This window comes from Micromonospora sp. DT43 (genome assembly GCF_049841645.1).
Taxonomy (GTDB): Bacteria; Actinomycetota; Actinomycetes; order Mycobacteriales; family Micromonosporaceae; genus Micromonospora.
In genome coordinates this window covers 83,721-105,363 of the sequence record NZ_JBNCKR010000002.1, presented here as the reverse complement: position 1 = coordinate 105,363, position 21,643 = coordinate 83,721, and the positions used below count along the sequence as shown (strand labels likewise).

Genomic DNA, 21,643 nt, shown 5'->3' with positions numbered 1-21,643 from the left:
ATCGGTGGGGGAGTGGGCTGCGATGCGGGTGCTTGTTGTCGGCGGTAGTGGGTTTCTGGGTTCCGAGGTGTGTCGGCGGGGCGTTCGCGCCGGGTTCTCGGTGGTGGGAACGTTCCACTTCGGGTCCGTCGGGGTGGAGGGGGTTGACGGGCGGCGGCTGGACGTGACCGACCGCGCCGCCGTGCGCGCACTTGTCGCGCAGGTGCGGCCGGACATCGTGGTCGCGACCCCCTATCGGTACGACGACTGGACGGTCACCGCCGACGGGGCCGCCCACGTTGCCCTCGCCGCCGCCGAGGTGGGAGCGAGGCTTGTGCACCTGTCCAGCGACGCGCTGCACGGCGGCCGACCCACGCCGTACGCCGACGACGACAGGCCCAGCCCGGTCCACGCGTACGGGGCCGCGAAGGCGGCGGCGGAGACCGCTGTGCGGGCGATCGACCCCGGCGCGGCGCTGGTGCGTACCTCGCTGATCCTCGGGGAGGGCAGCAAGCAGATCCAGCTCTGCCGGGACGCGCTCGCCGGCCGCGCCGTCCTGTTCACCGACGAGTTCCGCTGCCCGATCGACGTGGGCGACCTGGCCGACGCCGTACTGGAGCTGGCCTGCTCGTCGTACGCCGGACTGCTCAACGTCGCCGGTCCGGAGGCCGTGAGCCGGGCCGAACTGGGTCTGCTGGTCGCCGAGCGATTCGGTCTGGACCCGGCCGGGCTGAAGACCACCACGGCCACCGCCGCGGGCGTGGTCCGTCCGAGCGACGTACGCCTCGACTCCGCCCGTGCCGCCGGTCTGCTGCGCACGCGGCTGCGCGGAGTGCGTGAGCTCCTGACCTGATGTCCTGCACACTTCCTATGCACAACTATTGTGCATAGGAAGTGTGCAGAGATAGTGTGCAGTCATGGCGGCTGACGAAGCGACCCCGCGGCCTGCCCCGCGGGAGGTACGGATCGACAAGCGGCAGGTGCGGGTGCTCGCGCACCCGCTGCGGATGCGGCTGGTCGGCGCCCTGCGGGTGAACGGGCCGGCCACCGCCACCACCCTCGCCGAGCTGCTCGGCACCAACACCGGCGCGACCAGTTACCACCTGCGCCAACTCGCCGAGGTCGGGCTGGTCACCGAGGATCCCGACCGGGGCAGCGGACGGCAGCGCTGGTGGCAGGCGACGCACGACGTCACCAGCTGGGACCCGAGCGACTTCGACGACGACCCCGACGCCCGCGCCGCGATCGAGTGGATCCAGGGCGACCAGGTGCGCCTCCTCGTCGAGCACGCCGAACGCTGGTTCGCCACCCAACACGAGTGGTCCCCCGCCTGGCGGGATGCCTTCGGCATGGGCGACGTCTTCCTGACCATCCCGCCGGAGCGGCTGGAGGCGCTCAAGGCGGAGGTGTGGCAGGTGCTGGAGCGCTACCACCGGGAGGCCGAGCCGGTCGACACGGCCGAGCCCGCCGACCCGCAGGCCCGCCCGGTGCAGGTCTTCCTGGCGGCCTACCCACTGCTGGACGGCCCCCGATGAGCGCGAGGAGTGAGCCGGTTCTGCGAGCCCCGCAGTCGCGAGTGGAGGTGGCGTCGTGAGCGCGAGGAGTGAGCCGGTTCTGCGAGCCCCGCAGTCGCGAGTGGAGGTCATGTCATGAGCGCGCTCACCGTACGCCAGGTCCGGCGTCGTTACCTCACGCTGTACGGCCTGCGTTGGCTGCCCACCGGGTTGATGATCCCGGTGATGATCCTGCTGATGCAGGAGCGGGGCCTGTCGCTGCCGCAGATCGGCCTGGTCAGCACCGCGCAGGGGCTGCTGGTGCTCGCGTTGGAGCTGCCCACCGGTGGTCTGGCCGACGCCCTCGGCCGCCGCCCCGTCCTGCTCACCGCCGGGGCGCTCAACCTCGCCTCGCTGGCGCTGTTCGCGGTGGCCGACTCGTTTTGGCTGTTCTTCCTGGTCTGGGCGTTGCAGGGCATCTACCGGGCGCTGGACAGCGGCCCGCTGGAGTCCTGGTACGTCGACGCCACCCTGGCCGCCGACCCGCAGGCCGAGTACGAGCGGGGCCTCGGGCACGGCGGCACCGTCATCGGAGTGGCCATCGGCGGCGGCGCGCTGCTCAGCGGCGGCCTGATCGCGCTCGGTCCGCTCGGGCCGGTCAGCGCGCTCACCGTGCCGGTGTTGGCCGCGATCATCGCGCAGGCGGTGGCGCTCGTCGCGCTGCTCGTCCTGCTGGTCGAGGAGCGGCCGGCCACCGGGTTCGCGGCGCTGCGGTCCTCGGTGGCGCAGGCGCCCCGGATGGTCGGCCAGGCCGTCGGCCTGCTGCGCCGGTCCCGGGTGCTGCTGGCCCTGGTGGCGGTGGAGCTGTTCTGGGGCTTCGGCATGGTCACCTTCGAGTCGCTGCTGCCGGTGCGGCTCGCCGAGGTGATCGGCGACCCGGAACGCGCAGCCGCGCTGCTCGGGCCGGCCAACTCGGCGGCCTGGCTCGCCTCGGCCGCCGGCGCCGCGCTGACCCCGTTGCTGCTGCGCTGGTTCGGCGCGGCGCCCGGCGCGGCCCTGCTGCGCATCCTGCAGGGCGTGACTGTCGTCGGGATGGGGCTGCTCGCCGGCCCGGTCGGGGTGCTGGTGGCCTATCTGGCCTGCTACGCGGTGCACGGTGCGTCGAACCCGCTGCACAGTGGCCTGCTGCACCGCCAGGTCGACGGCCCGTACCGGACCAGCGTGCTCTCGCTGAACTCGATGATGGCGCAACCGGCCGCCGCGCTCGGCGGGGTGGTGCTGACCGCGCTCGCCGCAGCGACAAGCGTGGGCACGGCGATGGTGGTCGGCGCGGTCGTGCTGGCCGTCGCCGCCCCGCTCTACCTGCCCGCCTGGCGGGCAGGCCGGCGCGCCGCCGCCGATCCCGCCGACCCGCCAGCGGTCCCCGCGCAGGCACCCGCGCAGGCACCCGCGCAGGCACCCCCGCAGGCACCCGCGCCCGGAGCCGTGCCCGCGCCCGGACCTGCCGAGCAGCGGGCCGGCCGGTAGGACGTCAGGCGAGGCGGATCGAGGTGACGTGGTGGGTGCTGGTGAAGCCGAGGCGGCGGTAGAGCCGCACCGCCCCCACGTTGTCCGGGTAGACGCCGAGCCCGACGGTGTCGTGTCGGGCCAGCAGCGCCCGGGTCATGCCGGCGGTCAGCGCCGCGCCGAGGCCCCGGCCGCGCTGGTCGGGGGCGACGGTCAGGCCCGCCAGGAACCCGACGTCGCCCCGGCTGCGGTCCGCGCCGCACGCCACCAGCCGGCCGCCGGCCCGGATGCCGTACCAGTCGACCACCCGCGGATCGCCCGGCCGGGTGGTGGTGCTCGGGAACGCCTCGTCGACAAGCGCCTGGAGCGCCGGGCGGTCGGCGTCGGTGAGCCGTACGACAGGCTGCTCGTGAGGCTGCGGCGGCGGCGCCACCGTGGTCCAGTGGAAGTCCCAGTCGACGTGCTCGGCCACCGGTAGTCGGGCGGCCAACAGGGCGGGGTCGAGCCGGGGCAGGTGCAGCCGGTGCTCGGGCCGCAGCACCCCGTTGGCGACAAGCGCGGCGCAGATCGCCAGCACCGGCTCGGTGGGGCCGACGGCGTCGGCGCCCAGCCCGCGCTCGGGCGGCAGCAACCACAGCACGGCGCCGTCGCGCCGGTATCCGTGCGCTGGTACGCCCGGCGAGAGCGAGTGCCTGACGAACGGGTGGTCGCCGGCCGCGGCCAGGATGGCCGCCCGGTCGTCGAGCACCTGGTCGTCGATGATCATGGCGACCAGCCTAGGAGCCGGGCCTGGTCGGTCACGCGGGCACCCCGATCCACTGTCGAGATTGGCGAGCCGACCGATTGGGTACATCACGCGCCGACCTACTGGGAACCCCCACCGGAGGACCGACATGCTCGCCATTCTCGCGGCCATCGTCTTTGGCTTCGCCCTGCTGCTCGACCTGCTCAACACCGACTTCGGCGCGCCGGACCTGTTCAACTGGAACACCCTCGTGCTCATCGGCCTGCTCCTGCTCTCGCTCTACCTGGCCGGCGTCGGCAGCGGCCCGCGCGGCGGTGGCGGCGGCCGCTGGTACCGGGGCCGTCGTCCCGGCCGTGGCTGACCGAGACCGATCAGCGATGGCCCGGCCCGCAGCGCGCTTCCGGCGTCGCGGGTCGGGCCCGGTACTGTCTTCGTGATGGAGTCCGACGCTCTCTTCTCCCTCGGTGCGCCCACCGGGCCGCGCAGCGCGCCCGAGGGCACCACCGGTGTCGACGGCTTCACTCCGGTAGCGGACGATTCGCCCCTGCCCGTCCGCATGCGACCCGCGAGCCTGGACGAGTTGATCGGGCAGGACCACCTGCTCGCCCCCGGCGCGCCGCTGCGGCAACTGGTCTCCGGCGGCGCCCCCCTGTCGGTCATCCTCTGGGGGCCGCCCGGCAGCGGCAAGACCACAATCGCGCACCTGGTGGCCGGTGCCACCGACCGCCGCTTCGTCGCCATGTCGGCCCTCTCGGCAGGTGTGAAGGACGTCCGGGCGGTGATCGAGGCGGCCCGTCGCCAGCGCCGCTCGGGCGGCCCGCAGACGGTGCTGTTCATCGACGAGGTGCACAGGTTCAGCAAGACCCAGCAGGACTCGCTGCTCGCCGCCGTCGAGGACCGTACTGTCACGCTGCTCGCGGCGACCACCGAAAACCCGTACTTCTCGGTCATCTCACCGCTGCTGTCGCGGTGTGTGCTGCTCACCCTGCAACCGCTCGACGACGACGCGGTCCGCGGCCTGCTGCGCCGCGCGGTCGCCGACGAGCGCGGCCTGGGCGGCACGCTCACCCTGGCCACCGACGCCGAGGACCACCTGGTCCGGCTCGCCGCCGGTGACGTCCGCAAGGCGCTGACGGCTCTGGAGGCGGCGGCGGCCTCGGCCACGGCGCTCGGCGTCGAGCGCATCGACCTGGCGACCGCAGAGCAGGCGGTGGACGTGGCGGCGGTGCGCTACGACCGCGACGGCGACGCCCACTACGACGTGGTCAGCGCGTTCATCAAGAGCATGCGCGGCTCGGACGTGGACGCCGCGGTGCACTGGCTGGCCCGGATGCTTGTCGCGGGGGAGGACGCTCGGTTCATCGCCCGACGGCTGGTCATCTTCGCCAGCGAGGACGTGGGCATGGCCGATCCCACCGCGCTGAGCGTGGCCACCGCCGCCGCGCACGCCGTGGAGTACGTGGGCCTGCCCGAGGCGCAGCTCAACCTGGCGCAGGCGGTGATCCACCTGGCCACCGCACCGAAGTCGAACTCGGCCACCACCGCGATCGGCGCGGCCATGGCGGACGTACGGGCCGGCCGGGGTGGCCCGGTGCCTCGTGGGCTGCGGGACGCGCACTACGCCGGCGCCAAAGGGCTGGGCCACGGCACCGGATACCGCTACCCGCACGACGACAAGCGTGGCGTGCTCACCCAGCAGTACGTTCCGGACGACCTGGTGGGCGTCGACTACTACCAGCCCAGCCCGCACGGGGCGGAACGGTCCGTGTCGACGCGGCTGCCGTTGCTGCGCCGGATCGTACGCGGGCTGCCGGCCCCGCCCGCCCGTACCGAGATTCCGACCGCCGGGTCGCCCGCCGCCAGCGTCACCGCGCCCGCGACAGCGGTCCCGTCGGTGGCGGCCCCGACCGTCGGGTCACCGGTAACGCCTCAGCCCGACCCGCCGCTTGCCGGTCGGAACGGCCGGCCGGACACGGATGCGGGCGGTCCCCGCACGAAGCAGGACAGCGGCACGGACGCCGCAGGAGAGGGTCAACAGTGAGATCGCGTGGTGCGGACCGCCCCGACGAGGGCCCGGACGAGCGGCGTGATCCCCGCGCCAAGGGCCGCCGGTGGGGTCGAGGCCGAGCCGAGGCCGAGCCGGAGGAGCCGGTGGCCGGCGAGGAGTTCGGCTGGATCGACGACCTGCGCTCGGCAAAGCAGCAACGCGGCGAACTGGGCCCGGACGGGGCCCCGGCCGAGCCCGTCCCACCCCGCGCGGGCGCGGCGACGCCGCCGGACGCGCCGCCCGGCCCACGCCGCCCCGACGCCGAGACCGCCGGAACGCGCCGCCCTGTCGACGGGCCCTGGCCGGGAGAGGCGCCCCCGCCGGGCCGCCGCCCGGACGCCCGCCCGCCCGCCGACCGCGAACTCCCCGACCGCCCACCCGCCGACCGCCTCCGCGCACCCGGTCCGGCCGGCGCTGTCGCGGGCCAGCCGACGCCGCGCGGCGCCCAGCCTGTTCCCGGCACCGGCCCCCGCGCCGCCGCGCCCCCCCTCGCGCCGCCGGCCGTCCGACCGGGCGGCGGTGACCCGGCGAGCCCCCCTGGTCCCCGCCCGCCCGCCGGCGCTCCGGCCGGCCCGGCCCGGCCGCGTCCCACAGTGGGACCGTCCGGCCCGCCCCCGGGACAGCCGACCGCTGGCGTCTCGACCGGCCACTCCCCGGATGCCGCCGCCCCGACCGGCCGGGCGGACGCGATGCCGCCACGGCGCCGGCCGGACGCCGGGCCGCCGGTCCGCCGACCCGGGCCCGATCCGACCGGCGGCGGCCGGCCGCCGGCCGGTGATGGCCCGCCCGTCGGGCGACGGGCGACGGGACCGGTCCCCGATCCGGCGCGAACCGCCGGGCCGCCCACCGCGGCCGGTTCGGCCCGGCTCGGTGCGCCGCCGCCCGGCGTCGCACCGCAGGTCGGCGATGGGTTACGCGCCGACCCCGCGATCGACAGCGACCCGCGTACGGCCCGACGTCGTCCCGGCCCCGTCGACCCGGGAGCGCCCGAGCCCGAGGGGCATGCCCGGGCCGCCGGAGGTGGTCGCCGCCGTGCCGCCGAGCCGGACGAGCCGGTGGTGCCCCGCTCGGGCAATGCCCCACCCATGCCCGAGGCGCCCACCGCGCCGTCCAGCCCCGCAGCCACCAGCGCTGGATCGATCGGCGCCGCCAGCACTGGACCTGCCAGCGTCACGTCCACCGACGGCACCGGCCGCCGTCGGGCGGTCCCCGACGACCAGGGTCGACGCGCGCCGACAGGCGGTGAGCCGCGCGCGGACCGCCCGGAACGGCCAGCCGACTGGCTGCGTCAGGCCGGCCGCCTGCCGCACACCGACCCCGGCCTGCCGGTGGTCAACCGCCGAGGTGGCGATGCGCAGCCGCCGACCGCGAACCGGCCCGTCGGCCGCCGTGCCGCCCCGCCGCCCGCCGGTGATCTGACCGATCGCTCCGGTGGCCCCCTCGCCGTCCCCGATCCGGCAGCGGACCGCGCTGCCGGTCGCCGTCCCGTCGGGCCGCCGGCCGACCCGGGCGCGGAAGCTCCCACCGGCCGTCGGGCGGCCCGGCCCGGTGCGCCGGAGTCCACCGCGGAGCAGCCGAGCGGTCCCGCGCCTCATCCGACAGGTGAGCGACCCGTCGGCCGCCGGGGCGCTCCGGGGACCGCCCCGGATCCGATCAACCGACGCCGCCGTCCACCCGCCGAGCCCGCCACCGACGGACCCACCGGCCGCCCCGGCCAGGTGGACGACCGCGGCGACGACCCGTACGTCGGCCCTGGCGGCAGCGGACGGCCCGCGCCCGTCCGGGGCGCCCGCTCCGCCCCACCCGGCGGTCGGGCCCGGCCCGCCCCCGGCGACGCGCCGGTCTCCGGCGCAGGTCGCCGTGGCCCCGACGGTCCACCCCGTCCCAGCGGCATGCCCGAGCGCGGTGCCGCCCGCCCGGACGGGTCGGCGCGTGCCGCCGTCCCGCCGGGTGCCGGCCCGGATGCTCCGGCGCGTGCCGCCGTCCCGCCCGGCGTCGACCCGGATCGTCCGGCTCGCGGGGCGGTACGCCCGGGCGTCGGCCCGGACGCTCCGCCGCGCCCCGGTTCGGCGCGGCCCCGCCCGGACGGCCCGGCCCGTGCGGCCGTCCCTCCGCCGGGCGTCGGCCCGGACGGTCCGGCCCGTGCGGCCGTCCCTCCGCCGGGCGTCGGCCCGGACGGTCCGGCCCGTGCCGCCGTCCGTCCGCCGGGCGTCGGGCAGCCGCCGGTCGGCGACGACCGAGCGGGTGCCGAGCACGCCGGCCCCGGTGCACCCGCGGCCGCGCGTGCCGCCGCCCCGCGACCGGCGGACCGCTCCGCGGGTCGTGCCCTGCCGCCGCCCCGTGAGGCCGGCCGGCCCGAGCCCAGCGGTGTCGCCCCCGTGCCGCCGTCCGGCCGGCCCGGCGAGCCCGCCGGTGTGGCCCGCGCCGCCGTCGTGGTGCCCGCCGCGACGCCGCCGGGCGACCGGCCGATCGCCGAGGCGACCGACGGGCCCGCACTGCGCGCGGCCGGCCAGGATGCTTCCGACGACGACGCCCCGGGCGCCCGTTCCGAGGTACGCCGGCAGTCACGCGAACGACGCCGACTTCGGGTGGCCATTCTGGCGCTGGTAAGCGTCGTGCTGCTCGGCGCGGTACCGCTCTTCTTCGGGATTCGCACGCTCAGCCGGGACCCGGTCTTCGACAACCTGGACCAGCTCGGTGTGCCCGCGTGGGCCGCGACGAAGACTGTCGACGATGTCAGCGGCAGCCGCTGGTGCCTGCTCGACTGTCGGCTGCGCGAGCGCACCGTCACCTCGGAGAAGTCGCCGGAGGAGACGACGAAGGTCTACGAGGAGGCGCTGCGCCAGGACGGCTGGCAACCGTGGAAGGTGAGTCGCTGCCCGGAGCAGAAGACGAAGGGCAGCTACACCTGCTGGCGTCAGGACGAGCTGACCCTCGACCTGTGGGTACGGGCGCCGGCCTGCGTACCGCCACCTGTCGACGGGGAGCCGGCGATCGTGCCGTCCCCGGAGCCGTCGGCCGCTGCGGGGGAGTGCACCGGCTCGTTGGTGTCGGTGAAGGTGCGCAACGCGATCGACGACGAGCGGACCAGGCCGCAGCCCAGCACCGATCCGTCACTGACCGGAGAGGACCCGTACCCGACGGTCAGCGGAGATCCGCTGGGCGACGTGACACCCTCACCGTCCTGAGCCGCTCTCCATCACGGACGGTAGGGTCTGGGGCTGGCGGGCCCGCCCGTGTCCGGTGACCGGCGACGGCCCGGCTTGTTCGGTGGGCACCACTGTTGTGCGTTCCGGGGACGTCGGGTCCTGCGGAACTCTGCTTGAGGAGGACAGGCGTGGGCGACATTTTGGCGATCGCGGCGCTGATCGCGGCGAGCGCGTTCGCGGTGCTGGTGCTCATCCTGACGCTGCCCATCCTGCGGCTGCGACACACGGTGGACGCCACCACCCGGATGATCAACGATCTCAACGATCGGACCGGACCGCTGCTGGGTGACGTGAACACCACCGTGAAGAACGTCAACGTCGCGCTGGAGCAGGTGCAGACCTCGCTCGACGGCGTGAACCTCCAGCTGGCGAAGGTCGACACGATGACCAGCCACGCCCAGAACGTCACCGCCAACGTCGCCAACCTGGCCACCGTCGTCTCCGCCGCGGCCGCGAACCCGCTGGTCAAGGTTGCCGCGTTCGGTTACGGCGTGCGCAAGGCCGCCGCCGGCCGCCGGCACGCCGAGACCGAGCGCGAGGTGCGCGACACCATCAAGCAGCAGCGACGGGCCGCGCGGCGCGGCAACAGCTGACCGGCCCGGCGCACCAGGAGGTAGCGAGACATGAGGCGCTTGTTCTGGCTCGGCATCGGCGTGGCCGTCGGTGTGATCGTGGTCCGCAAGGCGACCCGCACCGCGCAGGCGTACACCCCCGCCGGCATCGCCAGCTCGTTGTCGGAATCCGCTGGCGGCCTGATGGAGTCGCTGCGTAGCTTCGTGGAGGACGTCCGGGTCGGGATGGCCGAGCGCGAGCAGGAGATCCACCACGCGTTCGCCCAGGGCGAGACGTTCGACGACAAGTTCGCCGACCTGCGGGAGGACCCGCGCATCGGCGATCGAGACATCTTTCCGGAGGAACACCAGCGATGAAGACGGCGGAGATCAAGCGGCGGTACCTCGCGCACTTCGAGGCGAACGGCCACGCCGTGGTGCCGTCCGCTCCGCTGCCCGCCATCAGCGACCCGAACCTGCTGTTCGTCAACGCCGGCATGGTGCAGTTCGTGCCGTACTTCCTGGGCCAGCAGACCCCGCCGTACCGGCGGGCGGTGAGCGTGCAGAAGTGCATCCGCACCCCGGACATCGACGAGGTCGGCAAGACCAGCCGGCACGGCACGTTCTTCCAGATGAACGGCAACTTCTCCTTCGGTGACTACTTCAAGGCCGGCGCGATTCCGCTGGCCTGGGAGTTGTCCACGAAGCCCGTCGCCGAGGGTGGGTACGGACTGGATCCGGAGCGGATCTGGCCGACGATCTACCTCGACGACGACGAGGCGTACGAGATCTGGCGGTCGGTGGGTGTGCCGGCTGAGCGGATCGTCCGCCGGGGCAAGGCGGACAACTTCTGGTCGATGGGCATTCCCGGCCCGTGCGGTCCGTCGTCGGAGCTGTTCTACGACCGGGGCCCGGAGTACGGGGCCGAGGGCGGCCCGGCGGTCGACGAGGACCGGTACATGGAGTACTGGAACCTCGTCTTCATGCAGTTCGAGCGCGGCCCGGGCACGACCAAGGAGGACTACCCGATCCTGGGTGACCTTCCCGCGCAGAACATCGACACCGGCATGGGCCTGGAGCGGATGGCCTCCATCCTGCAGGGCGTCGACAACCTCTACGAGATCGACGAGGTCCGGCCGATCCTGGCCCGCGCGGCGGAGCTGACCGGCAAGCGTTACGGCGCGCACTCCGGGCATGTGGCAAGCGAGTCGCACCCGGACGACATTCGGCTGCGGGTGGTCGCGGACCACGTGCGTACCGCGTTGATGCTGATCGGCGACGGCGTGACCCCGTCGAACGAGGGTCGCGGCTACGTGCTGCGCCGGATCATGCGCCGGGCGATCCGGTCGATCCGGCTGCTCGGCTGGCAGGACCGGGCGCTGCCCGAGCTGCTGCCGGTCGCGCGGGACTGCATGGCGCCGTCGTACCCGGAGCTGGCGACCGACTTCGACCGGATCGCGCAGTACGCGTACGCCGAGGAGGAAGCGTTCCTGTCGACGCTGCGCGCCGGGACGACGATCCTGGACACGGCGATCGCCGAGACCCGCACGGCGGGCGGCACGGCGCTGTCCGGAGCGAAGGCGTTCCAGCTGCACGACACGTACGGCTTCCCGATCGACCTGACCCTGGAGATCGCGGCGGAGCAGGGCCTGAAGGTCGACGACGAGGGCTTCCGTCGACTGATGGCCGACCAGCGGACCCGGGCGAAGGCGGACGCGCAGGCCCGTAAGACGGGGCACACCGACGTGTCGGCGTACCGGTCGGTGCTCGACGCGGGCGGCCCGGTGACGTTCACCGGCTACGGCGAGGTGGCCCGCGAGTCGCGGGTGCGGGCGCTGCTGGGCGCCGACGGCCCGCGTCAGGCGGCGACCGAGGGTGAGACAGTCGAGTTGGTGCTCGACACGACCCCGTTCTACGCCGAGGGCGGTGGCCAGCAGCCCGACCACGGCATCATCACCGTCGGCGACGGTCAGGTCGAGGTGCTCGACGTGCAGCAGCCGGTGCCCGGCCTGATCGTGCACCGGGCCCGGGTCATCCGGGGTGAGGTGCACCCGGGCGACACCGGCTACGCCGAGATCGACACCACGAGGCGGCGGGCGATCTCCCGGTCGCACACGGCCACCCACCTGGTGCACCAGACCATGCGCAACTTCCTCGGCGAGTCGGCCACCCAGGCGGGTTCGCTGAACGCGCCGGGCCGGCTGCGGTTCGACTTCAACACCCCGACGGGTGTGTCGCCGACGGTCCTGCGGGACGTGGAGCAGCAGGTGAACGAGGTGCTCCTGGCCGACCTGGAGGTGCACGCCTTCATCACGTCGCTGGACGAGGCGCGGCGGATCGGTGCGATGGCGCTGTTCGGCGAGAAGTACGGCGAGGAGGTGCGGGTCGTCGAGGTCGGCGACTACGCCCGTGAGCTGTGCGGTGGCACGCACGTGGCCCGCTCGGCGCAGCTCGGCCTCGTGAAGATCCTCTCCGAGTCGTCGATCGGCTCCGGTGTCCGCCGGGTCGAGGCGCTTGTCGGCATGGACGCCTTCGGCTTCCTGGCCAGGGAGCACCTGCTGGTGTCCCGGCTGGCCGAGCTGTACCGGGTGCCCAACGACCAGGTCGCCGACCGGGTCGAGCAGACCGTCACCCAGCTCCGCGACGCGGAGAAGGAGCTGGAGAAGCTGCGCGCCCAGTTGGTGCTGGGCGGGGCGGGGGCGCTCGCCGCGCAGGCGAAGGATGTGCGCGGGGTGGCGTACGTGGGCACCGAGGCGCCGGAGGGCGCTGCCGGCAACGACGTACGGACCCTGGCGCAGGAGATTCGCGGCAAGATCGACCCGGCGCGGCCGGCGGTGGTCGCGGTGGCGGCCCGCGCCAACGGCAAGGCGTCGCTTGTGGTGGCGGTCAACGCGGCGGCCCGCGCTCGGGGCCTGGCCGCATCGGACCTGGTGAAGGCGGCGTTCTCCGGGCGCGGCGGGGGGAGCCCCGACCTGGCCCAGGGCGGCGGCCTGCCGGCGGCCGAGGCGCCGAACCTGTTGCTCACCGTCGAGAAGGCGATCACCGAGGCGTGATGGCCGGTCATAGTCGACCAGGGCGGGCCGATCGGTCCGCCCTGGTTCGTCGACAGCCGAGGGGTGACCGACGGTGAGCGGATTCACACGGGGCGTTCGCATCGGCGTGGACGTCGGTCAGGTGCGGGTAGGCGTGTCCCGCTCGGATCCGGACGGGGTGCTGGCCACGCCGCTCGTCACCCTCGCCCGCGATCTCAGCGCCGCGCCGGACGCGGTGCCGAGCGACCTTGCCCAGCTCGCGGCGCTGGTGGCCGAACATGAGGCGGTCGAGGTTGTCGTCGGCCTTCCGGTCAATCTGGCCGGTAAACACGGCCCGGCGGCGGTCGGAGTGAAGGCGTACGCTGACCGACTGGTCGATGTGATAGCGCCCGTACCGGTAACGCTTACCGACGAGAGGATGTCGACGGTGGTCGCTTCTCGTAGGCTTGCCGAACGTGGCGTCCGAGGTAAACGTCAACGTGCGGTTGTCGACCAGGCGGCCGCGGTGGAGATCCTGCAGAGCTGGCTGGACGCGCAGCGGAGGCGGACGTAATGATCGACGATCTGGATCTTGGATTCGACGAGCCGGAGCGGGGTGAGAAGGGCCGACACCGGCGCAGCTTCGTCCGTAAGCGCAACGGCGGCTCCGGCTCCGGGGGTCGCGGCAAGACCTTCCTGGCGCTGCTGATGGCCCTGCTCCTGCTGGGCGGCATCGGTGGCGGGGCGTTCTACGGGTTCGACCGGATCCAGAACTACTTCGTCACCCCCGACTACGACGGCAGCGGCTCCGGCGAGATCACCGTCGAGATCAAGAACGGCGCGCTGCTCGCCGACATGGCCGACGCCCTGGTCGCCGCCGACGTGGTGAAGAGCCAGAAGGCGTTCATCGAGGCCGCCGAGGCCAACTCGCGCAGCAAGAACATCCAGCCGGGCACGTACAAGCTGCGCAAGCAGATGAGCGGCGCGAGCGCCGTGACGGCCATGCTCGATCTGAAGAACAAGATCGTCAACGGGCTGACCATCCCCGAGGGCCGCACCAGCATGAACATCTACAAGCTGCTCTCGGAAAAGACCAAGATCCCGGTGAAGGACTTCCAGGCCGCCGCGAAGGACCCGGAGGCGCTCGGCGTCCCGGACTGGTGGTTCAAGCGCGACGACGGCAAGAAGGTCGTCAAGTCCATCGAGGGCTTCCTCTACCCGGACACGTACGAGATTCCGCCGAAGGCCACCGCCGAGAGCATCCTCAAGCTGATGGTGGACAACTTCCTCTCGGTGACCGGCGAGATGAAGTTCGCCGACCGCGTGCAGAAGGAACGCAAGGTCAGCCCGTACGAGGCGCTGATCGTGTCCTCGCTGGCGCAGGCCGAGGCCGGTAACAAGGACGACCTGGGCAAGGTCGCGCGGGTGGCCTACAACCGGGTGTACGGCGAGTTCCCGTGCAACTGCCTGGAGATGGACGTCACGGTCAACTACTACCTGGAGTCGACCGGGCAGAAGACCAAGTCGTCGAAGGAGATGACGGCGGCCGACATGGACAACCCGAAGAACCCGTACAACCGCAAGCTGCCGGGCCTGGTCCCCACCCCCATCAACAACCCTGGCAAGCAGGCGTTGGAAGGCGCGATGAATCCGCCGGTGGGTAAGTGGCTCTTCTTCGTGGCCATCGACAAGCAGGGTCACTCGGAGTTCGCCGAGACACCCGAGCAGCACGAGCGGAACAAGGCCAAGGCCCGGGAGGCCGGTATCATCTGACGAATTCCCGACCACCGAAAAGTCTCCCTTTCCGCTGCGGAAAGGGAGACTTTTCGTCAGCCCGGAGACACCATTTGCGGTGTCGTTGTCAGTGGCTTGTGCCGGTCCACGAGCCGGTGCGCGGGTTCAGGAACGATGCTGTCACCGACGTCGACGAAACGTCAGGCGAACAGCGTCGCCACGGCCGCCGACGGGTGGTGCGGCGGTCGGCGCGGTCGGTAGGGTCGAGGCGACGTGCACGGGGGGCGGAGATGACGCGGACAGTGGTGGCCCGCCGGGCCGCGGTGCTGGGCAAGCCCATCGCGCACTCGCTGTCCCCGGTGATCCACACCGCCGGCTACGCCGCCGCCGGGCTCGCCGGCTGGTCGTACACCCGGATCGAGTGTGCGGCGGCGGAGCTGCCGGCCCTGGTCGCCGGCCTGGGCCCGGAGTGGGCCGGGCTGTCGGTGACCATGCCGGGCAAGGAGGCGGCGCTCGCCGTGGCCGACGCCGCGTCGCCGGTCGCGGTCGCCGTCGGCGCGGCCAACACGTTGGTACGCCGTCCGGACGGCTCCTGGTACGCGGACAACACCGACGTCGGCGGCATGGTCGAGGTGCTCACCGGTGCGGGGGTGGTGCCCGGCGCCGCCGTCACCGTGTTGGGCGCGGGTGGCACGGCCCGCGCCGCACTCGCCGCCGCCGCCCAGTTGGCCTGCTCGTCGGTCACGGTGGTGGCCCGCCGGCCGGAGGCGGTCGACGAGCTGCGTCCGGTGGCGGCCACGCTTGACGTCGCGCTGACAGCCGGCGCGTGGGCCGATGCCTCCCAGCACCTCGGCACCGCCGACGTGGTCGTCTCCACCGTCCCGAAGGGTGTCGCCGACCCGCTCGTCGACACGGTGACGTGGCGGCCGGACGGGGTGTTCTTCGACGCGCTGTACGACCCGTGGCCCACGCCGCTGGCGGCGTCCGCGCTCGGGGCCGGTCTGCGGGTGGTGTCCGGATTGGACCTGTTGCTGGCGCAGGCGGTCGGCCAGTTCGAGCAGTTCACCGGCGTGGCCGCGCCTGTGGAGGCGATGCGGGAGGCCCTGGTGGCGGCCCGCAGGGCGACTTCCTTAGCTGACGGTTAAGACGCGCTTACGGGAAACTGTCCTCCGTACGACATGCCCTGGTCGTGGATACGCTGCTCACGGTTATCGCAGCAGACACAGGGAGTTCTCCTTGACCAGGCATGGACTGCACCGCATCACCCGGCTCCGCAACGGTCCCCGGCGCAAGGCGATCGCCATCGGCGTGGTCGGCGGTGCGGTGGTGGCCGGCATCGTGGCGACCATGATGCCGCTGCTGGCCAGCGACGACCTGTCGATCCGCGCGGTCGCGGACACCACCGCCACGGTGGTGACCCAGGACGGCGACAACGCCACCAAGACGACCCTGGCGACCTGCCCGGCGCGCTGCGACGGCAACCCGCGCGGTGGTCGGGAGGCGGTCGTCGAGTTCGCGGTGACCACCGTTCCGGCCGCCGCCGTCAACGTGCGGGCGACGCTGCGCATGCACGCCTGGCAGCAGTTCGCCGCCACGGTGACCGCGCACGCCTCGGGGTTGAGCGCCCGCGAGACGCGCCCCGTCCCGGCGACGGCGGGCGCCGCGCTGGACACCGTGACCGGCGTGGCCAAGGGCGTCAACGAGTGGGACGTGTCCAAACTGGTGACCGGCAACGGCACCTGGACGGTGTCGCTCGCCCAGACCGGCCTCGAGACCCGCGTCTACTGGGCGTCGGTCGAGAACCGCAACCCGGACCTGCGACCCAGCCTGGTGATCAGCTACGACCTCGGCACCCCGCCGTCGTCGGCGCCGACGACCCGACCGGCGCCGCCGCCCTCGCCGAGTGCGCCGCCGACCACCGCCGCGCCCAAGCCCACGCCGACGGTCGCGCCGTCCCGGACACCAACGCCCACGGGCAGTCCCGAACTCCCGTCCGGCAAGTGCGGCCAGGTGTCGGACACGCTCGTCCCCTCCTGCGGCGCCTGGTGGGGCATGTACTCACCTGCCAACGCGGGCAGCGGCTGGGATCACGCCAAGGCGATCGCCAGCGTCGAGGCGCAGGTCGGGCGCAAGTTCGACATCGTGCACCGCTACCACGACTTCTCCAACGCCGGCAGCAACGGCGCGTTCCCCGACGCGTACGAGGCGCAGCAGATGCGCGAGGGTCGGCTGATGTTCTTCGCCTGGGAATCGCGCGACTTCTCCGCCGGCACGACGCTGAAGTGGTCCGACGTCTACAGCGGTCGCCACGACGCCACCATCGACGCGGTCGCCGGTCGCATCCGGGCCGCCAAGGTGCCTGTGTTCCTGGGCTTCGACCACGAGCCGGAGGACGAGCCGAACAAGGGCAGCGACGCAGACTTCGTCCGCGCCTGGAAGTACGTGTACGAGCGGTTCGCCAAGGCCGGCGCGGACAACGCCGTCTGGGTGTGGACGATGATGGGCTGGTCCGGGCACTACTCCCGGTACGCCGGCCTCTACCCTGGCGACAGGTACGTCGACTGGGTGGCCTACGACCCGTACAACTTCCACGTCTGCAACGGCAGCACCGTGTGGAAGAGCCCGAGCACGACAGTCGACGGCTTCTACCGCTGGCTCGACGAGTCCAGCATCGGGGCCGGCAAGCCGCGGATGCTCGCCGAGTTCGGCACGAACTTCAACTCCGCCGACCCGGGGGCCAAGCAGCGCTGGTTCCAGGAGTTCCCGGCCGCACTGAAGGCCCACCCGAAGATCAAGGCTGCCATCTACTTCAATTCGCCGGGCATGACCACCCGCACGGCGACCTGTGACATGACGATGAACCACGACGCGTCCTCGGTGGCCGGCTTCACGCAGGCCGGCAAGGACGCGTACCTGCGGCAGCCCACCGGAGGGAGCCGCTGACCGACGATGACGACATCGTGAACGCCGACACCGTTCATCGGGAGTTCGCCGGCTGATCCTCCGGCGTTCTGTCGGCTAGCAGATTCATGCACCGCCCAATCGGCGGATGCGCCTACCAGGCTGGGCGAGGGACGCTACCTCGGGTTCTCATCCATCTTGGAGGCGCAGCGTGCCCAAACTCTCGCACTTGTGGCGGTTGTCAGGACGACGTCGTACTCGGGCGGGGGTGGTCGCGCTGGCGACCGTCGCCGCGGTGCTCAGCGTGCCCTCGGTGTCCTCGGCGGCGGTGGTGCCGGTTCCCGAGACCGCGACCCTGGTGTCCGGTAATCCCAGCGACACGACCCCGCACGCCCGCGACGGTGAGACCCGCGCCTTCGCGCAGGTAGGCAACACCGTCTTCGTCGGCGGCAGCTTCACCCAGCTCCGGCAGACCGCCAGCTCCGCGTGGATCACCCAGCGCTACCTCTTCGCGTACGACCGCACCACAGGCACTATGTCCACGACGTTCCTGCCGGTGCTCGACGGCGCGGTCAACACGCTGCTCGCCGGTCCCGGCGGCACGCTTATCGTCGGCGGCGCCTTCAAGAACGTCAACGGGGTCTCCCGCAAGAACCTGGTCGCGCTGAACCCCGCGACCGGCGCGACCATCGACAGCTGGGTCGGGCGCTCCGACGGCGGCACCGTCCGCGACCTGGTCCTCTCCGGCAACTCGCTCTACGTGGCCGGCGCGTTCAACTGGCTCAACGGCACCGCGCACGCCGGTCTCGGCCGGCTCAACGCGACCACCGGCGCAATCGACCCGACGTTCAGCATCGACGCCACCGTCGGGCGGCACAGCACCACGTCGTACGTGTGGACGATCGACGTCACGCCGGACGGCCACACCCTGGTGCTGGGCGGCAACTTCACGCTCGTCAACGACCTGCCGCGCAACCAGATCGCGCTTGTCGACCTCACCGGCACCCCGACGCTGCTGGACTGGAGCACCGAGAAGTACGTGTCGCCGTGCGCGTCCCCGGCGACGTTCGTGCACTACGTGCAGGACGTGCGGTTCGGCGAGGACGGCAGCTGGTTCGTGGTCGGCTCGAACGGCGGCGGCGGTTGGCCGACCGCGTACTGCGACGCCCTGGCTCGTTTCGAGACCCCCGCCCGGGGCGCCGGCCAGCTCGCCACCTGGATCGACTTCACCGGCAACGACACCATCACCTCGGTCGAGGTGGCCGACAACGTCATCTACCTCGGCGGGCACTTCCGGTGGCTGAACAACCCGAACGCCAGCGACACCGCCGGCAACGGCGCGATCGACCGGCTGGGCATCGCCGCGGTCACCCCGGCCACCGGCCTGCCGGTGAACTGGAACCCGCGTCGCAGCGGCAGCGCCTCGATGCCCGCCGGCACCAGCGCCTGGGGTTCGGCGGTGCCGGTGCTGTGGCGGGGCTCGGACGGCCTCTACTTCGGACACAACTCCGACGGGATGGGCGAGGAGTACCACGGCCGGCTCGGCATGTTCCCGCTCGCCGGTGGTCGTACCTTCACCGCGAAGAACCCGCCGTCGGCGACCGCCGGCAACCTCTACGTGGCCACCGCCTCGGGCGCCGTGACCAAGGTGCCGTTCGACGGCACCGCGCTGGGCGCCGCGACCGCGACCAGCCAGCCCGCGTACACCGCGGCGGGCGCGACCTGGCGGGTCGACGACCGGATCTACTGGGCGCACACCGTCGCGGGAACGCCCACCGGCAGCCGGATCGACATCTCGCTGTTCAGCGGCGGCGCGATCGGGTCGCCGTGGGAGGCGTCCGGCTACAACGACTGGTTCAATCCGGCGCTGCTGACCGGCGCCTTCTACCTCGACGGCCGGCTCTACTACACCCGCACCGGCGCGAACAGCCTCTACTACCGCTACTTCGAGATCGACGGCAGCTATCTGGGCGCCACCGAGTTCGCGCTGCCCACCACCGGCGTCACCTGGTCGGGTGTGCGCGGCATGGCCTGGGTCGGCGGGCAGATCGTCTACGGTGCCACCGACGGCACGCTGCGCAGCGCGCCGTTCGACCCGACGGCCGCGCCGACCGCCGTGGTCAACGGTGCCGCGGCGACGGTCATCGCCACGGCGACGCCCGAGTTGTCCTGGTCCACCCCCTCGCTGTTCTTCTCCGTGCAGTAACGGTCCACCGTTCGTAACGGAGCGTCGGTAGATTGTTCACGTTGGGTCGGCGGCGGGACCACCGCCGCCGACCCCACGATGTGGGGGAGGGGTCGTTGGTCGGCGCTGCTGGCATCCGCGCGAAACGCGCCGTGCACCTGGTCTTCGCGCTCAAACGCGCCTGGTACCGGCTGCGCTACCGACGGCTCACACTCGGCCGGGACGTGGAGATCCGGGGCCGGATCCGGCTGCGCCGGGGCGTACGGGTGAGCATCGGCGACCGGACCCGCCTCAACAAACTGGTGCGCTTCGCCGGCCCCGGCGAGGTTCGCGTCGGCGCCGACTGTCTGCTCAACGCCACGTGGATCGGCGTCTGGACATCCGTGACAGTGGGAGACCGGTGCCTGCTGTCCGATTGCGAACTCCTCGACAACGACTTTCACAACCTGCCACCCGAGCAGCGGCACGCGCCGCCCGGCCCGGCGACGCGCGCCCCGATCGTTCTCGAGGAGAACGTGTGGATCGGCGCGCACGCCCTGGTGCTCAAGGGGGTCCGCGTCGGCCGGGACAGCGTCGTGGGCGCGGCGACCGTGGTGCGCACGGACGTGCCACCGGGTGTCGTCGTCGTCGGCAATCCTCAACAGACGGTGAAGAAGTTCCATGACTGACGCAACGCCCGCCTCCTGGCCCACGGACGGCCCGTCCGCCGGCACCGCCCGTGCCGTCACGCTCACCGACCTGCTGCGGGTGCCGATGCACCGGCTGCGGCTGGTGGTCGCCGTCGCACTGGTCGGCCTGCTCGCCGCCCTCGGCTACGTGCTGCTCGTCCCGGCGGCGGTGAGCGCGAGCGCGGTCGTGGCGGTCCGCCCGGTGGTCACCGACGCCTTCACACCCAGCGGCGCGGGCGCCGACCGCGCCGTGAACATGAACGTGGAGAGCGGCCTCGCCACGGGCACGCAGGTGGTCCAGCGTCTCGCCGACGCCGCCGGCGGCGAACCGCGTGACATCCGCAACGCCCTCGAGGTCGAGGTCCCCACCGGCGGGCAGATCCTGCGTTTCACCTACCAGGCGCACGACGCGCAGCGGGCTGTGGAGGGCGCCAACCTCGCCGCGCAGGCGTACCTGGACGTGCGGCGCACGATGTACGAGCAGCAGCGCGCCGAGATGCTGCGCTCCTACGACGCGAGCATCACCAAGGTCACCGCCCAACAGGCTGCCGTGCAGAAACGGGTGACGAGCGCCAAGGGCACCCCCGCCGGGGACGCCGCGCTTGCCGAACTGTCCGGAATCAACAATCAGCTCACCCAGCTCAACGCCTCCCGTACCGAGATCGCCGCGGTCGACGTGAACCCCGGCTGGATCACGCAGACCGCCGAACGGGCACTTGCCACCTCCGCCGGCCACCGGCCCCTCTACCTGGTCGCCGGCCTGCTCGGCGGCGCGCTGATAGGCGTCGTGCTGGCGTACGCCTGGGAGTCGACCGACCGGCGGGTCCGCTCGGTAAGCGACGGCCGGGACGCCACCGGTCTGCCACTGCTCGGCACGGTGCGTCGGCAGGCGTTTCGGGGCAGCCCCCGGGCCGTCGACGCGGACATCCGCTACGTGGCGATGGCGGTCGCCGAGCGGGTCCGCCAACCCGCCCGGGTCGCGCTGGTCACCACCCGGGAAGACGCCACGGCACTCACCGCCGGGCTGGCCGTGGCGCTCGCCGCGGACGGCCGGGAGGTCTTCGTCGCCGACGACAGCGGGCGCGCCGAGCGCCTGCGCGCCGCCGTCCTCGCCGACCGTGGGCGGCTGCCCATCGACCCGTCCCGACCGTCGGTGCCCAAGCCGCGCCCGGCCGTCGCCGCCGCCCCCGCCGCCGCGGCCACGGCGGAGAGCCCGCCGCCGCGGCGGCCCTCCCCGCACCCGCCCGGCGCCCGTCCGTCCACCGACCCGGACGCCACGCTGACCCTGCCCCGGGTGGCGTCCGCCCAGACAGAGAACGGCCGGCCGGCGTCGGCCGACGAGGTGACAGTGGGTGTGGGCAGCGTCCGCTTCGGCACCTGGCGGCAGGGCGCCGACCACGGGCTGGTGCTGTTCAACTCCCCGCCGGCCGAGTCCGACGAGCGTGGCGTGGCGGTGGCCCGGCAGGGCAGCGCCGTGGTGATCGTCGAGCGGGACCGCACCCGGCAGAGCGACCTGCGGCGGCTCGTGGAGCGCCTGCGCGCCGCGGGGGTCAGCCCGCTGGGCTTCGTGCTCACCCGCAATGGCCGGGCCTGACACGTGTCGGTCACCCGTGC

The 21,643-nt window shown here is 73.1% G+C and carries 17 protein-coding genes; 16 read left to right on the top strand and 1 reads right to left on the bottom strand.

What is annotated here, in order from left to right:
* The first annotated feature begins 22 nt into the window (after positions 1-22).
* The 3 genes from ACLQ26_RS04585 (at position 23) to ACLQ26_RS04575 (ending at position 2,999) form a co-directional block, all read left to right on the top strand.
* Positions 23-832, top strand: coding sequence for an SDR family oxidoreductase (locus ACLQ26_RS04585; protein ID WP_425743225.1), 810 nt, complete (start codon positions 23-25; stop codon positions 830-832).
* Positions 833-896: 64 nt separating this feature from the next.
* Entirely contained in the window at positions 897-1,514 is a 618-nt protein-coding gene (locus ACLQ26_RS04580) for an ArsR/SmtB family transcription factor (protein ID WP_425743224.1), read from the top strand.
* Between the two features lie 114 nt (positions 1,515-1,628).
* A complete protein-coding gene (locus ACLQ26_RS04575; RefSeq protein ID WP_425743223.1) occupies positions 1,629-2,999 on the top strand; it encodes an MFS transporter in 1,371 nt (456 codons plus the stop codon).
* Positions 3,000-3,003: 4 nt separating this feature from the next.
* On the opposite strand, the gene ACLQ26_RS04570 is transcribed toward ACLQ26_RS04575, so the two are convergent.
* On the bottom strand, positions 3,004-3,744 hold the full coding sequence (locus ACLQ26_RS04570; protein ID WP_425743222.1) for a GNAT family N-acetyltransferase: 741 nt from the start codon (positions 3,742-3,744) through the stop codon (positions 3,004-3,006).
* 127 nt (positions 3,745-3,871) lie between these two features.
* On the opposite strand from ACLQ26_RS04570, the gene ACLQ26_RS04565 reads away from it, so the two are divergent.
* The 13 genes from ACLQ26_RS04565 (at position 3,872) to ACLQ26_RS04505 (ending at position 21,623) form a co-directional block, all read left to right on the top strand.
* The gene (locus tag ACLQ26_RS04565; protein ID WP_007458297.1) at positions 3,872-4,084 is read left to right on the top strand and encodes a hypothetical protein; all 213 of its coding nucleotides are present in this window, start codon (positions 3,872-3,874) and stop codon (positions 4,082-4,084) included.
* 75 nt (positions 4,085-4,159) lie between these two features.
* Positions 4,160-5,764, top strand: a complete 1,605-nt coding sequence (locus ACLQ26_RS04560) for a replication-associated recombination protein A (protein ID WP_425743221.1) — start codon at positions 4,160-4,162, stop codon at positions 5,762-5,764.
* A gap of 2,501 nt (positions 5,765-8,265) precedes the next feature.
* Complete coding sequence (locus ACLQ26_RS04555) at positions 8,266-8,958, top strand: hypothetical protein (protein ID WP_425743770.1); 693 nt, start codon at positions 8,266-8,268, stop codon at positions 8,956-8,958.
* A gap of 149 nt (positions 8,959-9,107) precedes the next feature.
* Positions 9,108-9,572: a DUF948 domain-containing protein gene (locus ACLQ26_RS04550; RefSeq protein WP_007458303.1), complete on the top strand. Its 465-nt coding sequence runs from the start codon at positions 9,108-9,110 to the stop codon at positions 9,570-9,572.
* Positions 9,573-9,602: 30 nt separating this feature from the next.
* Positions 9,603-9,908 carry a hypothetical protein gene (locus ACLQ26_RS04545; protein ID WP_425743220.1) on the top strand — a complete coding sequence of 102 codons (306 nt, stop codon included), beginning with the start codon at positions 9,603-9,605 and terminating at the stop codon, positions 9,906-9,908.
* On the top strand, positions 9,905-12,583 hold the full coding sequence (alaS, locus tag ACLQ26_RS04540) for an alanine--tRNA ligase (RefSeq protein ID WP_425743219.1): 2,679 nt from the start codon (positions 9,905-9,907) through the stop codon (positions 12,581-12,583). The genes ACLQ26_RS04545 and alaS overlap by 4 nt, the downstream gene beginning before the upstream one ends.
* A gap of 73 nt (positions 12,584-12,656) precedes the next feature.
* On the top strand, positions 12,657-13,115 hold the full coding sequence (gene ruvX, locus ACLQ26_RS04535; RefSeq protein ID WP_425743218.1) for a Holliday junction resolvase RuvX: 459 nt from the start codon (positions 12,657-12,659) through the stop codon (positions 13,113-13,115).
* Positions 13,115-14,314, top strand: coding sequence for an endolytic transglycosylase MltG (gene mltG / locus ACLQ26_RS04530; protein ID WP_425743217.1), 1,200 nt, complete (start codon positions 13,115-13,117; stop codon positions 14,312-14,314). The genes ruvX and mltG overlap by 1 nt, the downstream gene beginning before the upstream one ends.
* Positions 14,315-14,565: 251 nt before the next feature.
* A complete protein-coding gene (locus ACLQ26_RS04525; protein ID WP_425743216.1) occupies positions 14,566-15,420 on the top strand; it encodes a shikimate dehydrogenase in 855 nt (284 codons plus the stop codon).
* 91 nt (positions 15,421-15,511) lie between these two features.
* The gene (locus ACLQ26_RS04520; protein ID WP_425743215.1) at positions 15,512-17,218 is read left to right on the top strand and encodes a glycosyl hydrolase; all 1,707 of its coding nucleotides are present in this window, start codon (positions 15,512-15,514) and stop codon (positions 17,216-17,218) included.
* Positions 17,219-17,444: 226 nt separating this feature from the next.
* Positions 17,445-19,382: a hypothetical protein gene (locus ACLQ26_RS04515; protein ID WP_425743214.1), complete on the top strand. Its 1,938-nt coding sequence runs from the start codon at positions 17,445-17,447 to the stop codon at positions 19,380-19,382.
* Between the two features lie 95 nt (positions 19,383-19,477).
* Complete coding sequence (locus tag ACLQ26_RS04510; protein ID WP_425743213.1) at positions 19,478-20,029, top strand: acyltransferase; 552 nt, start codon at positions 19,478-19,480, stop codon at positions 20,027-20,029.
* Positions 20,022-21,623, top strand: a complete 1,602-nt coding sequence (locus ACLQ26_RS04505) for a lipopolysaccharide biosynthesis protein (protein ID WP_425743212.1) — start codon at positions 20,022-20,024, stop codon at positions 21,621-21,623. Before ACLQ26_RS04510 ends, ACLQ26_RS04505 begins: the two co-directional genes overlap by 8 nt.
* Positions 21,624-21,643 lie beyond the last annotated feature (20 nt).

Bases quoted from the DNA above. Each gene is read 5' to 3' on its own strand.
- ACLQ26_RS04585 (WP_425743225.1), top strand. From the start codon at position 23: ATGCGGGTGCTTGTTGTCGGCGGTAGTGGGTTTCTGGGTTCCGAGGTG.
- ACLQ26_RS04545 (WP_425743220.1), top strand. From the start codon at position 9,603: ATGAGGCGCTTGTTCTGGCTCGGCATCGGCGTGGCCGTCGGTGTGATC.
- alaS (WP_425743219.1), top strand. From the start codon at position 9,905: ATGAAGACGGCGGAGATCAAGCGGCGGTACCTCGCGCACTTCGAGGCG.
- mltG (WP_425743217.1), top strand. From the start codon at position 13,115: ATGATCGACGATCTGGATCTTGGATTCGACGAGCCGGAGCGGGGTGAG.
- ACLQ26_RS04560 (WP_425743221.1), top strand. From the start codon at position 4,160: ATGGAGTCCGACGCTCTCTTCTCCCTCGGTGCGCCCACCGGGCCGCGC.
- ACLQ26_RS04570 (WP_425743222.1), bottom strand. From the start codon at position 3,744: ATGATCATCGACGACCAGGTGCTCGACGACCGGGCGGCCATCCTGGCC.
- ACLQ26_RS04525 (WP_425743216.1), top strand. From the start codon at position 14,566: ATGACGCGGACAGTGGTGGCCCGCCGGGCCGCGGTGCTGGGCAAGCCC.
- ACLQ26_RS04565 (WP_007458297.1), top strand. From the start codon at position 3,872: ATGCTCGCCATTCTCGCGGCCATCGTCTTTGGCTTCGCCCTGCTGCTC.
- ACLQ26_RS04575 (WP_425743223.1), top strand. From the start codon at position 1,629: ATGAGCGCGCTCACCGTACGCCAGGTCCGGCGTCGTTACCTCACGCTG.
- ACLQ26_RS04580 (WP_425743224.1), top strand. From the start codon at position 897: ATGGCGGCTGACGAAGCGACCCCGCGGCCTGCCCCGCGGGAGGTACGG.
- ACLQ26_RS04505 (WP_425743212.1), top strand. From the start codon at position 20,022: ATGACTGACGCAACGCCCGCCTCCTGGCCCACGGACGGCCCGTCCGCC.